Source organism: Dolichospermum sp. LEGE 00246, from assembly GCF_015207865.1.
In the GTDB taxonomy this organism is placed as follows: Bacteria; Cyanobacteriota; Cyanobacteriia; order Cyanobacteriales; family Nostocaceae; genus Dolichospermum; species Dolichospermum heterosporum.
In genome coordinates, this window is the sequence record NZ_JADEWA010000093.1 from 1 (window position 1) to 14,109 (window position 14,109).

The 14,109-nt window shown below is 39.7% G+C and carries 10 protein-coding genes; 3 read left to right on the forward strand and 7 right to left on the reverse strand.

What is annotated here, in order from left to right:
• Nucleotides 1-83: 83 nt before the first annotated feature.
• The 3 genes from opcA to fbp all read right to left on the reverse strand — a co-directional run bounded on the left by opcA (nt 84) and on the right by fbp (nt 4,516).
• Nucleotides 84-1,457 (reverse strand): glucose-6-phosphate dehydrogenase assembly protein OpcA, encoded by a 1,374-nt coding sequence (gene opcA / locus IQ228_RS09090; protein WP_193962692.1) that lies wholly within the window; start codon nt 1,455-1,457, stop codon nt 84-86.
• Between the two features lie 159 nt (nt 1,458-1,616).
• A complete protein-coding gene (gene zwf, locus IQ228_RS09095) occupies nt 1,617-3,146 on the reverse strand; it encodes a glucose-6-phosphate dehydrogenase (RefSeq protein WP_193962693.1) in 1,530 nt (509 codons plus the stop codon).
• Between the two features lie 332 nt (nt 3,147-3,478).
• Entirely contained in the window at nt 3,479-4,516 is a 1,038-nt protein-coding gene (gene fbp, locus IQ228_RS09100) for a class 1 fructose-bisphosphatase (protein ID WP_027401878.1), read from the reverse strand.
• A 1,490-nt stretch (nt 4,517-6,006) separates the two neighbouring features.
• Here fbp and IQ228_RS09105 point away from each other — a divergent pair.
• Nucleotides 6,007-6,474, forward strand: a complete 468-nt coding sequence (locus IQ228_RS09105; RefSeq protein WP_039203561.1) for a PleD family two-component system response regulator — start codon at nt 6,007-6,009, stop codon at nt 6,472-6,474.
• Nucleotides 6,475-6,477: 3 nt separating this feature from the next.
• On the opposite strand, the gene IQ228_RS09110 is transcribed toward IQ228_RS09105, so the two are convergent.
• Both IQ228_RS09110 and IQ228_RS09115 read right to left on the reverse strand, forming a co-directional pair.
• Nucleotides 6,478-7,599: a hybrid sensor histidine kinase/response regulator gene (locus tag IQ228_RS09110; RefSeq protein ID WP_193962694.1), complete on the reverse strand. Its 1,122-nt coding sequence runs from the start codon at nt 7,597-7,599 to the stop codon at nt 6,478-6,480.
• Nucleotides 7,600-7,617: 18 nt separating this feature from the next.
• The gene (locus tag IQ228_RS09115) at nt 7,618-8,925 is read right to left on the reverse strand and encodes a hybrid sensor histidine kinase/response regulator (RefSeq protein WP_027401881.1); all 1,308 of its coding nucleotides are present in this window, start codon (nt 8,923-8,925) and stop codon (nt 7,618-7,620) included.
• A 779-nt stretch (nt 8,926-9,704) separates the two neighbouring features.
• Between IQ228_RS09115 and IQ228_RS09120 the strand changes: the two genes are divergently transcribed.
• Complete coding sequence (locus tag IQ228_RS09120; protein ID WP_027401882.1) at nt 9,705-10,427, forward strand: response regulator transcription factor; 723 nt, start codon at nt 9,705-9,707, stop codon at nt 10,425-10,427.
• Nucleotides 10,428-10,504: 77 nt separating this feature from the next.
• Here the strand turns inward: IQ228_RS09120 and IQ228_RS09125 are convergent, their stop codons facing one another.
• Both IQ228_RS09125 and IQ228_RS09130 read right to left on the reverse strand, forming a co-directional pair.
• Nucleotides 10,505-11,836 (reverse strand): lipid-A-disaccharide synthase-related protein, encoded by a 1,332-nt coding sequence (locus IQ228_RS09125; RefSeq protein WP_193962695.1) that lies wholly within the window; start codon nt 11,834-11,836, stop codon nt 10,505-10,507.
• 286 nt (nt 11,837-12,122) lie between these two features.
• Nucleotides 12,123-12,956 carry a carbohydrate ABC transporter permease gene (locus IQ228_RS09130; RefSeq protein ID WP_039203551.1) on the reverse strand — a complete coding sequence of 278 codons (834 nt, stop codon included), beginning with the start codon at nt 12,954-12,956 and terminating at the stop codon, nt 12,123-12,125.
• A gap of 110 nt (nt 12,957-13,066) precedes the next feature.
• On the opposite strand from IQ228_RS09130, the gene IQ228_RS09135 reads away from it, so the two are divergent.
• Entirely contained in the window at nt 13,067-13,903 is an 837-nt protein-coding gene (locus IQ228_RS09135) for a D-alanyl-D-alanine carboxypeptidase family protein (RefSeq protein WP_193962696.1), read from the forward strand.
• The last annotated feature ends 206 nt before the right edge of the window (nt 13,904-14,109 follow it).

Below are 14,109 nucleotides of genomic sequence, written 5' to 3' on the forward strand. Positions count from 1 at the left end.
GGGCAGGGGGCAGGGGGAAAATATTTTCCACTGACGACTGACAACTGACAACTGACAACTTACCCATTACCCATTACCATTAACTATTTACCTAACTTAATCGTGTTACCAATTGCAATGAGACTGTCCTCAAATAAAGCCTCACGTCCCCAGCGTTGCACCTGTTGACTTAACAAAGCCTCTGCCTTTTGTTCCGCAAGAGAAGTAACCTGTTGGAACAAACCAGACGACTGAGCGCCACCATGAGTTTCCATTCGCATACAGCCGCCAGTTTCCGAGCAAATCACAGTTCCACAATTAGCTTGAATATTAGTAGAACTCAACCGCAAACCAATTAAATCGCCGACAATTTCCCCAATATCAGCAATGGGAACACCTGCCAACTCAACTTCTATGTGTTTTTGGTCTTGAGACAGGAATTGCACAGAAGTGATGTCATAATCACCGTTTTCCTGTCTATAGGAAACTGGTTGCCATTCTAAGCGATTAGCTAACCAACCTAAATACAACAACGCTTGAGCAGCATTACCTTTTTCGTAATCAATATTGACACGATCAATTTCTCTAAGAGCAGCCCGACGATTAGGCGCATCATAAGCTTGTGCTGTCAACTCCTGCCACGCAGATAACCGCCGCCAATTCAAATCAGCCAAAGGTACACCAGATTCTACTAACTTTTGCAAACTGAGTAAATCATCTTCTGGTGTATTAAAGTTGCAAGAATCAACAATGACATTATTGCAAACTGCGGCTAATCGTTTAAACAAAGGGTTAGCCGCATCCGGTGTAGCTTTCCACCAGAGGAACTTAGGTAAACCACCGATTAATAAAGCGGGAATCATGCCCCCAATGCGTTCTAATGCCCAAGCAGTACCAGTGAGGGTAATATATTCACAGCAAACAAGAGTGCTAGAAGACTGCTTTTGAATTGGGCAATAGGCAGAAACTTGAGCCTTTACCCCTTCATCATCCCCAGCCACAGGACATAAAGCAATGATCCGGCAGGGGTTACGGATGGCAATTTCGTCCGCAATGGTGGGACTCGTAGGACTGAAAGTATAGCCCATAGCGGCACCATGACTATCTCCATTTGGTCCGGTGTGCTGATTTTGGAAATATTCTTGCCGCAAAGCAGTGAGAGTTTCTGGTGTTGCACTACCAGTTTCTGAGAGATGGTGCTTTTTTTGTAATTCCTGCAATGCTGTTTTAGTTTGAGGTCCGAGAATGCCATCAATAGGACCCTTGTAAAAACCTGTTGCAGTTAACAAATACTGGGTTTCTTCAGGTTCGTAAACCACCAAAGTAAATGTTGTAGCGCGGGTAGCAGCGGGTAAACCACCGTCTTCTCCCTGAATACCGTAACTTTGCCAAACTTTAGTAAGTTCTGCTTCAATTTCGGTGAGGGAAACATCTTTGGGGGCTTGCAAAGAATAAATTGTTGGTGCTTGGGAAATCATAGTCTATTTTGGATTTTGGATTTTGGATTTTGGATTTAAGATTTAAGATTTTCAGATTTTGCATTAGAAGTTAGGTGATGGTTAGTAATTAATAGGTAATAATTCTTTTCCAACCCATCCATTCCCAATCCAAAATCTAAAATCTAAAATCTAAAATTTCTACAGTCTGCGCCAGCGGCGACCGTCTTGGTTAATTAATAATTCTGCCTCTTCTGGTTCCCAAGTACCTGCTTCATACTGAGGGACAGTGGCAGGATCTGCGGGTAAATCCCATACAGATAAAGCAGGTGTAACCACTTGCCAAGCGGCTTCTACTTCGTCTGCTCTTGTAAATAAAGTTTGGTCGCCCATCATACAATCAAGAAAGAGGCGGTCGTAGGCATCAGAAGTAGCTGAAATCCCAAAAGAACCATAGCTGAAATCCATATCTACGGAACGGGTGCGGAAATCACCACCGGGCATTTTTACATCAAACCGGAGGGAAATCCCTTCATTGGGTTGTATCCGCATGGTCAAAACGTTGGGGTTAGCTTGCTGGGATGCAGAGGGGAACATTCTGGAGGGAACTTCGCGGAAGTGAATGGCAATTTCACTAACTTTTTTGGGCATCCGCTTGCCAGTTCTCAGGTAGAAAGGAACACCTTTCCAACGCCAGTTATCTACTAAAAACTTCATTGCCACATAGGTGGGTGTGGTGGATTCAGGATTAACTCCTGGTTCATTTCGATACCCTTCCACCTGTTGTCCTTTCATCCAGCCAGCGCTGTACTGACCTCGAATAGCTGACTTTGATAAATCATGAACATCAGCTAAACGGGTAGCTCGTAGCACCTTGACTTTTTCTGTACGGATACTATCAGCATCCATAGCGTTAGGTGCTTCCATTGCCGTTAAACAGTAAAGCTGCATGAGGTGGTTTTGCAACATATCCCGGAGTGCGCCGGCGCTTTCATAATAGCCAGCCCGGTCTTCCACGCCTACGGTTTCGGCTACGGTGATTTGGACGTGGTCAACAAATTGCCGATTCCACAAAGGTTCAAAAATGGCATTAGCAAAGCGGAAAACCAGCAAGTTTTGGACTGTTTCTTTACCTAAGTAGTGGTCAATCCGATAGACTTGATTTTCTTTACAAAACTTTTGGACCACTTGGTTGAGGTTTTGGGCGGAAGCTAAATCACGTCCAAAGGGTTTTTCAATGACTAAACGATGTTTTTCTGGATCATCTAGCATTCCTCCTAACCCCAGTTGCTTAATAGCTTCGGGGAAGAAGTTGGGGGCGACGGAAAGGTAGAACATCCGGTTTCCGCGTGTTCCCCGTTTCTCGTCTAGTTCGGCTAATAGGGTTTTGAGTTTTTGGTAGCCGGTTGGGTCGTCTATATTCCCAGGACAGTAAAATAAACCTTGAGAAAAGTCTTGCCACAGTTCACCTAGTTCTACACTAGCGTGAGCTTCTTCCATGCCTTTTTGCATCTGCTCACGGAAGTATTCATGACTCCATTCCCGACGGGCTACGCCCACAATGGTGGTTTCTGCGGGAATCCGTCTTTCTCTCCGCAATTTGTATAATGCTGGGACTAACTTCCGCCAAGTTAAGTCTCCAGACGCGCCAAAGATGACAATTATTTGTGGTTCGGGCATCCCTTGCTGCTGTAGACCGGCACGCAATGGATTTTCTAACAAACTGACCATAGGATTTTAGATTTTAGATTTTAGATTTGGGATTTGGGATTTGGATTTGGATTGGGGTTCTAATCTTTGCCAATTACCCCAATTCCCTCTACAGGTGAGAATAGCTTGACTTTGCCTTTTAAAGAGTTCATGAATGACACAGAAAAGACACGGATTGATTGTTGCAGGTATATGGGGTACAGAATTAGAATTCAGAATCCAGAATTTAGAATCCAGAATCCAGGGAATAAATTCCCTGTCTGATAGCTAAAGTCGGTTAAAACCGACTATTTTTTCTTTTATTTGTTCAGTCTAGAACATGAAGTTTGATTTTTAATTAATCAGGGTTTTGTCTAATTACCTGTTTTGATAAAAGACATAACTTTGGCTACATTTTCCTTGCTACCAATAATTAATGGGGTGCGTTGGTGCAGTTTGGTGGGAACGACATCTAAAATATCCATTGTTCCTGTGGTTGCTACGCCTCCAGCTTGTTCAATTAAAAATGCTAAAGGGGCGGTTTCATAGAGTAAACGTAATTTACCTTCTGGTTTTTGTAGTGTTCCTGGGTACAGAAATACTCCACCCTGTAATAAAATTCTGTGAATATCGCTGACCATTGCGCCACTGTAACGGGAACTATAGCCTTCGGTGCGATGAACATAACGGATATATTCTCTAAAGGGTTCTTCCCATTGCCAGAAGTTGCCGTCATTAACGCTATAAGTGGCGGCGTGATTGGGCATTTTGATATTTTCTTGACAGAGAATAAATTCACCCAAGCTAGGATCAAGAATGAAGGAATGTACTCCTGTACCTATTGTATAAACCAGCATGGTGCTGGGCCCATAAAGAATATATCCGGCGGCTAATTGTTTGCGACCATTGGTAAGCAAATCCTTGGCTTCACCATCAATATCTGTTCCTTCTTGCTGACGAATGGCAAAGATAGAACCTAAACTGAGATTGTTATCTGTGTTGGATGAGCCGTCAATGGGGTCATAAAGTAGGGTATAACGACCGATGGGGCAGTTTTCTGGGATATAGTAGGGTTTTTCCATTTCTTCGGAAGCGAGACGACAGACTAAGCCGCTTTGGTTGAAGACGGAAATAAATACTTCGTTGGCGTAAACATCCATTTTTTTGACGGATTCTCCTTGGATGTTGACTTCTCCAGTGAATCCGAGAACTCCTTCCATTAAACCAGCGCGACTCAAGCGACGGGCAACTAATTTACCCGCTAAGGCGATGCGGTTCATGAGCGCACTTAAATCCTGGGCATCGGGTCCAAAACTCTGTAGTTGTTGGAGGATGTGTCGGGATAATGTTGTACAATCACGATCTAAAGCTTTATCTGTGGACAAATCCAAAGATTCTGATTCTTGAGTCATAAGAATACCCGGTAAGTGGGAAACGAGGGTGGCTTGGCTCCCTGAGAGGGAAACGACACGAGCGGTTTTAACCGCTGTGGATATTAAAATTGAAACCAGATTTTTGATTGGAATCTGGAAACCAACTCCCATTTCTGGGGTAATGTTAGCCTAGACCTGTTATAAGAGCTTGTTGGGCTTGCAACACTGTTCCTGTTACCTTAGAACTGTTTAATCACAAGCGACAGAGCAGGGAACTGGCAACGCATTCGGTGGGTGTCGTGACTCAAATAACGGCTACCATGAGAGTAAACTCAGGGTGGTCTGGTCAGTACGGACTGCTCGATTACTCTTGCAAGCCCAGTCCCTTTAGGGCTGGGTTACTGACATTAGTTTTTCCCTAGCAGTTGGCTATGAGGTCGTGGTTATTTATGGCGATTTTCCATCGCTGCTTCTATCTTAGAAAGGGAATTTCATAACTTAGACGTGATTTTAGATAAACTAAAGAATTGAAATTTTGATTTTAAGATCCCCGACTTCTTCAAGAAGTCGGGGATCTGGGTTTTTCTGTATTTTTCCTAGATAGGGTTTGCTGAATAAGTACCCAAAGCAAACCTAGATGCCACGCTGTGAGTAAGGTTGTGTGTACACCGTAGGTCTTTAGACCGGGGAGTGTCAACTAAATAATATTATACCTATATAGGGCTTGCTAAATAAAGCTAAAACCATTTATTAATAAGGTTTTCGCGGATTTTTATCACAAAAAAGTGCAAGGTTTTGGCTGATGGTGTCTCAAAATAAGTAGGTGGGCGTTAAAAATTGTCCTTGGGGCAAGGGAACAGGGAACAGGAAGAGAGTTTTGAGTGATTTTAAGTAGGTTGGCGTTGAAAATTGTCGTTATGGCAAGGCAAGAGGCAAGAGGCAAGAGTGAAGAGGGTTTAGGCGGTTTTACATCTCTTTACACAGTTTGGTTTTATTGTGTTCACCTACTTACTTTTCTTCACATACCTTTAAATTTTTCTGTTCACCTACTTACTTATTTGATTTTTGATAGCTTGCGTGGCGTAGCCATACAAAACTCGGTACACCTTCATATTCTCAAATCCTCTTGCCTTCCTACGCAGGAAAATTCACAGAATCAAACCGGAGTCCTATAGTTAGGAATAGGAGTCAAAAGCAAGAATTATGTTGAATATTTTCTATCTATGAATGATGATTTTTTCTTTGTCTAAGTCTCAAGTTTATTTAGTAGTTATTAGTTAAAATACTGATAATCAGGGTAACAATAATCTTCAGTTCTGATAGAAATGAGAGGTTATGAATTTATTGATTTTTCTAAATAAATTTATTGACGATTTTGCATATAATCAAAATATATCTGCTAAAGGTATTAAAGCTGGATTTTTATTTCCTGTTGGCATTGGTTGAGATAAATAACCAATAAGGATTTACGAGTAAGCCTAATTATGCCTAAAAAGACGACTACTCCCCATTAACGACCTGGAGACGAGATGTATCTAGCGCATTCATTCATGAGTGATGAGAAACGGCAACAACATCAACAACATCAACAGCCTTTGATTTTAGTGGTAGAAAATCATGACGATAGTCTACTGCTGATGAGTTATACCCTTGAGTTACTTGGTTGTCAGTCTATTTGTCAAAAAGAAAGTTCAACAACAGTATTTATGGCTAAAGAACATCAACCTGATTTAATTTTATTGAATATTTTTTTACCCGGGATGAATGGACTAGATTTTATTCGGTATCTTAAGCAAGAATCGTTAACTTGTCATATTCCTGTGGTGGCTATGACGGTTTTAACTGATGCTGAATATAACAAACGGATGCTTGAAGCTGGTTTTGATGATTACATCGTTAAACCTTATATGATTGAGGAGTTGGCTGCAATTATCTACCGATTTCTAGGGAGGAAATTTGAGCTATGCTCGGTTTTAGAAGTGCCACAGATTCATTAATAATCATGCGGCAATTTTAGGGAGTTTGACTGTGAATATGCTGCCTTTACCGATTTCTGATGAAAGTTCTATTTTACCTCCGTGTGCTTCAATAATGCGGCTGCAAAGATGTAGTCCTAAACCACTACCTGATCTTTTATTTTTACCTTGACGAAAGCGCTCAAAAATAGTTTCTTGATCTTCTGGTGCAATGCCATAACCTGTGTCTTGAACTTCGATGATGATGGTACTACTGCAATGATTAGCTGGGGATAAGGTTTCAAAAATGCGGATTTCTATACTGCCTGTATCCGTGAATTTGATGGCATTACCAATTAAGTTATGGAATACTCGTCTTAATTCTAAGCGATCGCCTTTAACTATGCCGCCATTATTGTCTGTTGGACTTAATTCATGGGTATCTAATTTCAAAGTTAAGTTTTTTTCCAGTGCTAAGGGATCTAATTCACTTATGACCTCGGTAGCAATTGTGGTTAAGTTGCATGATTCAAAGTAGAAATTTTTTTGTCCAGCTTCAAAGCGGTAAACTTCTAGTAATGTATTCACCATTTCTAGGAGATTTTGATTGCTGCGAATCATTACACTAATGGGTTGTTTCATTTCTGAAGGAATTTGTCCAAAGACTTCTTGCAGAAATAAATTCAGCACTCGATTAGCAGCTACTAGGGGAGTACGTAAATCATGGGTAAGACGAGAAACAAAGTCTTCTCGCTGTAGGGTCATTTTGCGTTGTTCGTCAATACTGTGCTTTAATCTTAGGAGCGATCGCACTCTGGCTAATAATTCTTCAATCTCAAAGGGTTTGCGAAGAAAATCATCAGCACCGATATCTAAACCTTCAACCACACTAGCTTCAATACGGGCTGTCAGTAGTAAAATCGGAATATAGTTGATTTCAGGATTATTCCGAATCTGTTGTGTAACTTCATAACCATTTATTTCTGGCATCATCACATCTAAGATAATTAAATCCGGTGGTGACTTAATGACTTTTTCTAAGGCTATTTTACCATCCATTGCTGAATCAACTTCATAGCCTTCGCTTTCTAAGATTGTCCGCATTAAAGTCAGATTATCTGGGACATCATCAACGCACAAAATTCGGAATTCTTTCAAGTTAGACATATTTAATTTCTTAGTAATCTACAATTTTAAGTGGGGATAATTGATTAAAGCTTTATGAGGAGAATGTACAGAATGAAAAGGATTTTGATGAGGACTAAAGACCACACTCCCTAAATCCGGTGCTAAATTTATTTTTCGTGGTAATTTTATTTTAAATATTGAACCTACCCCTAACTGACTTTCGATATCTATTTTTCCTCCCATGATGTCTACCAGTGAATCAATAATAGCTAAACCTAACCCTGTACCTGAATATTTACGACCAATACCTTGATCAATTTGGTGAAATGCTGCAAAAATTTTTTGAAAATCTTGAGAAGCAATACCAATTCCTGTATCTTTCACCGTTATTATAACTTGATTTTGAGTTGTTTCTTGGATTTCTACCCAAATAGTCCCAGCCTCAGTAAACTTTACAGCATTGGAAAGTAAATTGATGACAATTTGTTGTAATCGTACTGCATCATTAAATACTAATGTATTTTCTAGGTCTATTTTAACTAGCAAAGATAAATTTTTGGCTTCAGCTAAGGGACGAATGTTTGTAACTGCATGACTCACAACTTTTGATAAATCCAATATTTCTGGCTTTAGTTCTAATTTCCCGGATTCTAGTTGAGAAAAATCCAGAATTTCATTAATTTTTAGCAGTAGATCTTTGCCATTATTGAGAATTTTCTCTACCATGTCTAGTTGTTGATTTGTCAACTGACCAAATTTGGGACGTAAGAGAATTTGTGAAAACCCAATAATTGCATTCATGGGAGTTCTTAGTTCATGGGATATGGTGGCTAAAAATAGTGATTTTAAGCTAGATATTTCTAAAAGTTTAAAGTTTTGATATTTAATATGTTGCTGTTGTGCTGTTAATTCTTTTTGCTGTAAAACTAGTTGTTCACGACTTTCTTTAAGCTGTTGGTTTGCTAAATCTAGCCGCATTTCAGCATGATATACACGGATGGTACTGCGTAAGATTTGAGCTATGGTTTCTGGTGATAATCTAGACTTAAGAAAATACTCACTAGCACCTAATTTTAGTAACTCTCTGGCTATTTGTTCATTGTCTGCATCTATGAGAATTACTAGCGGAACTTTAATCCCTGAAGATTGTAATTTATGGATTAATGTGAAACTATCTTGATTTGGTAAGTGATAGTTAAAAAATACGCAATCATAGTGATTATTGATGAGGGCAAAAAAGGCATGATTCCCATCTTTAACTTCATCAATTTCCATGCTAATAGCTGTTTGGGTCAGAGCTAGACTTACTATTGAGCCATTAGACTGATCATCGTCTACAACTAAGATTTTCAGATTCTCTTCCATCGGTTTTTCTTCTGGCTGTCCAATACAGATTTATATTCAGCATTTCTGTTTTTACAGTTTCTAGATTATACAAATAATGAACATGATTTTCTGGTGAATGAGCAGATTTATTTCCAGGTAAGAGAAATACTTTATCCACTTAAAAAGATTGTAAATTAGTAATTCATGAACTGTCCTCACCCATTAGTGAGAGTTGCATGGAAACATTATGTACCATTGGCTTAAGTGTTTTTGTCTAAGCATTGGTAATAATTATCAGGTGAAAAATTATTTGCGTCACACATATAAATAAGTAGGTTGGCGTTGAAAATTGTCGTTATGGCAAGGCAAGAGGGTTTAGGTGATTTTACATTTCTTTACACAGTTTGGTTTTATTGTGTTCACCTACTTACGTTTTTAACGTAGATATCAGGGTTAGAAGTTTTTTTTGGTGTCTGATAGCAGAGTGTGATAATAGTAATGCTCGCATATTTGCTAACTGCTGTGTTGAATCCATAGTAAATTTCGTAATAGTACCATAACTGTAATTTTTCTGATTTGTCTCAATAATTTCATTTGTTTTGCGGGAAATATCTATATATCTTTAGCTAGATTTTTACAGCTATGAAAATTCAAAAATCAATTATTTACTATTCCTATTGATAGATGTTCATTGTTTCACATATCATATATGCTGAGGGATGGATAAATTAAATACAATTCTTAAATAACTAATCAGCTTTTTGCTATTGGTAATACTTCCTTTAGAAGTAATCTGATTATCATGGGTGTAATAAATAATGAGTGACATTAGCATTCTATTAATTGAAGATCATGATTTAACGCGCATGGGACTCAAAACTGAATTGCAGTTGCATGGCGGTTTTAAGGTGGTGGGTGAGGCAGCTAGTGCGAATCTGGGACTAAAACTGCTAGAAACAACTAAACCGGATGTGGCTGTGATAGATATCGGTTTACCCGACATGGATGGGATTGAACTGACGCGCAAGTTTAGACGTTATCAGGCGGAAACAGGACAATCGCAGACCAAAATATTGATTTTGACGATGAATAATTCAGAAAATGTGGTTTTGGCAGCCTTTGCCGCCGGCGCAGATTCTTATTATATGAAGGATACAAGTGTTAATAAATTTATTGAGGCTGTACAAGCAACTTTTCATGGTAACTCTTGGATTGATCCGGCGATCGCTAATATAGTATTACGGAAAATGCGTCAAGGTGTCCCCGGTGATCATCAATCATTTGATAAGCCGAAAACTGTCAAAATTGAAGCCCTAGAAACAGAATATGAACAAGTTTTAGAAACTTACCCCCTCACCCAACGGGAACTGGAAATTCTGGCATTGATTGTGGCTGGTTGCAGCAATGGACAAATCGCCGAGAAGTTATATATTACTGTAGGTACGGTCAAAACTCATGTTCGCAATATTTTAAATAAACTCTGTGCTGATGATCGTACCCAAGCAGCAGTTCGGGCTTTACGTTCCGGTTTGGTGGTTTAAGGAGTCAGGAGTCATGAGGTAGGGGCGCAGGGCCTGCGCCCAGTCAGGAGATGGATAAGAGATAAGAAAATTACCCATTACCCATTACCCATTACCCTTACTTGTAAACATTCTGCAATCCGTTGTGCTGCACCTGCACGTCCCATGCGTTGAATGCCATTTTCAGCGATCGCATGGAGGATGTCAGGATTTTTGAGGAGAGATTGGATAGCTGGGAGAACTTGTGATGGTTGGTTGACGAGGGTGAGGGATATGCCTAAAAGCCGACTTTGGGCTTCTGCAAAACCGGGGTTATATTGAGGACCATTACCAGGGATAGCGATCGCAGGTTTTCCCAAACCGATGAATTGTTCCGTTGCTGTTCCAGCCATAGCGATCGCCACATCACCTAAATACAGGCAATCATTATAGGCTTGTTGGGTCAAGATGAAGTAAGAATTTTTTTGTTGAAAAGTCAAGCTATCGGGGTCAGAAATTGGTAAAGGAGATTGATCACACCGTCGCCAACCTTGGATATGTAAACTCTGTGATAAAATACTACAATCTAGACCAGGAGCGATCGCCCCTAAAAAAATCATCGTCCCCGCAGCCCCAAATAAAGAATCTGGTCGTCGTAAACTAGCCATCAGTGCTGATACAGCAATCATGATGATTTCCCAATTATTGTAAGCTTCCGGCGCACGAGAACCGGGCAAAAGAGTCACAACAAAAGGACGAATCACCTCTTCGAGTTCAGCATCAGGACGATAGAACTGTTGTGCAGTCAAACTTGTCTGTAACCCATCCATCATGGGATTCCCCACATCTACAGCGGGAATTGACCATTTTTTGAGAATTTCCGTAGTCAGAGAATCTCTAGGAAACACCGCCCGACAACGACCACGACTCATCAACCACCTTTCCCAAGGATGGTAAATCGAACCAGAAAAATTTTCCCACCATGCAGACCTTGATTTCCTCGGTAACAATCCCATTGCGTCACGCACATAATATTCTGATTTAGCCGTCCCCACAAAAGCATAATCAGCACCACTCATCGCTGCAAACAGCAAAGGAACAATATCCCCCACAGCGAGAACAGCCTTTTGATTACCTAACTTAGTTTGTGAACTTACCCAACGGCGGATAGATTGAATTTGATTAAGAGTCAACTGCACCAAACCCCCGCCAACATCACGCATTAATTCACGGCTATCCATATAAATAAAACCACCGGAAGGCATAGTTCGCACTTTACCAATCAGAGGAATATCTATTTTTTGATAAGCACGTCCTTCACCCACTATTGGTAAAGCAAAAATATCCGGTGGAGAAGATAATTGTTGTAAAGCCTGAATAATCCGCACAGCAATCATATCTTCCCCATGACCATTGCTTAAAACTAATAACTGTAATGGAGAATTGATCATTTTTCTAAATGCTAGGAGTCAGGAGATAAATATAGGTAGAATTGTTGAGAATAGCTTTTGCATATTCCCAGGATTGCCATATCCGGGGTTCAGAAGCTTGATGATTTTTTTGGCGTTGCTGAATCGAGGTATGAAATTTCCAAATTGAACCTTTAAAAATCTTACCTTTGCGTCTTTGCTACGGCAGTCGCTCATGGGGGAAACCCCCAAGACCGCGCTGCCTCGCCTTTGCGTGAGACTAAAATTCATACCCTTAATCAGCAACGCCATTTTTTTATCTGCATTTTTAACCCTTGACTCCACTCCCCGTATCAGTAGGGACGATGTATTTTTGTAAAAACAAAAATAATACTAACACTGGAGTAATAGAAATTACTGAACCAGCAGCCACTAACCGCCAATCTAAGGAAAATGTTCCCGCTAACTTAGCTACCCCCAATGGTAGAGTATACAAACTTTCATCCTGAATGACAATTAAAGGCCACAAGAAGTCACTCCAAGCACCAATAAAAACAAAGATAGCCAAAGTAATTAAGGCTGGGCGAATGGCAGGTAGCATTACGCACCACCATAATCCTAACTCAGAACTGCCATCTAAGCGAGCCGCTTCCTCAATTTCTTTTGGCACACTTATTAAAGCTTGTCGGAGTAAAAATATACCAAAAGCAGATGCTAAACTCGGAAAAATTATCCCTAAGTAACTATTTCGCAATCCTAGTTGCACTGTTAAAATATATAAAGGAATCATGACAATTTGGAAGGGAATCATAATTGTGGACACAATGGCAATGAAAATTCCATTTCTGCCCACAAATGATAGTCTAGCCAAGGGGTAAGCCGCTAAGGAACAAAATAACAAATTTAAACCAACTGTTAAGACTGATACTAATATACTATTGTATAAATAAGTTCCAAAAGGTAGAGATTGCCAAACTCTGGAGAAGTTTTCTAATGTTGGTTGATTGGGTAGTAATTGGGGTGGTGACTGCCAGATATTTTCCGTTGGTGATTTTAAGGCTGTACTGATCAGCCATAATAATGGAAATAGCATCACCAGAGCGATCGCTCCTAGTATGCCATAAATAACTAAGGTTTGAGTGCGAGAGTTTTTAAAAGTCATTATCTTGATAAAAATGATTAAACATGAAAGTAATTAACCTAATAATACAAAAAAATAACTAAATTTTGCGATATGATCAAATCGAAATTTTCAAAACAAGTAATATTTTCATGAAACTAGTTCTGAAAATAGCGGCATTTGTGACCATAATTATTTTTGTTAGTGTTAGCTTAGTCTCTATTCACAAAATTTCCCAAAGTCAGCCAACACAAACCCCTCAAATCAGGACAGACTGTATAACTAACTCCGACATACCTTGTCATAGCCCAACAACATCTGTAAATACACAATTTATTCCCAATCAGCAATTAGATGATCAACAGCGTTTCTTAGCAGTAATCGCCAAAAAAATCCCCACAATTCCCCAAATTGATACTTTTGAATATACTTTACTGCGTACTTATGGGACAGTATTTATTAATCAAAAGCCAGGAATTAACCTACCACAAAAAGTGATTTTAGATAACGAATCAGCAACCCAATCTTTTCAGGATGCAATTAGTATAGCTTTAGTAAATGACACACAAGAATGTTATTTACAAAAAACAGCCGCCACCGCTTTAAATCAAGCCAAAAGTTTAGCAACCATTCCTTTAAAATCAGGTTACGCTGGAGATTGTCTTCGCAATTTTGCCACCAATTTAAGATTTTGGAATAAATACGCAAATAGCGAAACATTAGCACAAGTAAAAGCCGGAAAAGAAACAAAAATTCTCGGATTAGTTGCCCCCCCTGGCACATCACAACATCTGTGGGGATTAGCAATTGATTTACAAGTATCAACATCAGCCCAAAGACAGGCTTTAAATGAAAATGGCTGGTTTCAAACTGTAGTTAGTGATCTTCCCCATTGGACTTATTTAGGCTGGAGTGAAGATGATTTACCCAAATTTGGATTACAACAAAAAATTGTCCAAGGAATCAAATATTGGGTAACACCCATTTAACAGGAGTTCAGGAGGTAGGGGCGCAGGGCCTGCGCCCATTCAGAAGTATGGCTAACGCCACGCTACGCTATCAGAAGAATGAAGAATGAAGAATGAAGAATGAAGAATGAAGAATGAAGAATGAAGAATGAAGAATGAAGAATGAAGAATGAAGAATGAAGAATGAAGAATGAAGAATGAAATTTCTCCCCCACTCCCCCCACTCC

What these genes read in the sequence shown, in the direction of transcription:
- opcA (WP_193962692.1), bottom strand. Translation starts at nt 1,457, where the DNA reads ATGATTTCCCAAGCACCAACAATTTATTCTTTGCAAGCCCCCAAAGAT.
- IQ228_RS09120 (WP_027401882.1), top strand. Translation starts at nt 9,705, where the DNA reads ATGAGTGACATTAGCATTCTATTAATTGAAGATCATGATTTAACGCGC.
- fbp (WP_027401878.1), bottom strand. Translation starts at nt 4,516, where the DNA reads ATGACTCAAGAATCAGAATCTTTGGATTTGTCCACAGATAAAGCTTTA.
- IQ228_RS09125 (WP_193962695.1), bottom strand. Translation starts at nt 11,836, where the DNA reads ATGATCAATTCTCCATTACAGTTATTAGTTTTAAGCAATGGTCATGGG.
- IQ228_RS09105 (WP_039203561.1), top strand. Translation starts at nt 6,007, where the DNA reads ATGTATCTAGCGCATTCATTCATGAGTGATGAGAAACGGCAACAACAT.
- IQ228_RS09110 (WP_193962694.1), bottom strand. Translation starts at nt 7,599, where the DNA reads ATGTCTAACTTGAAAGAATTCCGAATTTTGTGCGTTGATGATGTCCCA.
- IQ228_RS09135 (WP_193962696.1), top strand. Translation starts at nt 13,067, where the DNA reads ATGAAACTAGTTCTGAAAATAGCGGCATTTGTGACCATAATTATTTTT.
- IQ228_RS09130 (WP_039203551.1), bottom strand. Translation starts at nt 12,956, where the DNA reads ATGACTTTTAAAAACTCTCGCACTCAAACCTTAGTTATTTATGGCATA.
- IQ228_RS09115 (WP_027401881.1), bottom strand. Translation starts at nt 8,925, where the DNA reads ATGGAAGAGAATCTGAAAATCTTAGTTGTAGACGATGATCAGTCTAAT.
- zwf (WP_193962693.1), bottom strand. Translation starts at nt 3,146, where the DNA reads ATGGTCAGTTTGTTAGAAAATCCATTGCGTGCCGGTCTACAGCAGCAA.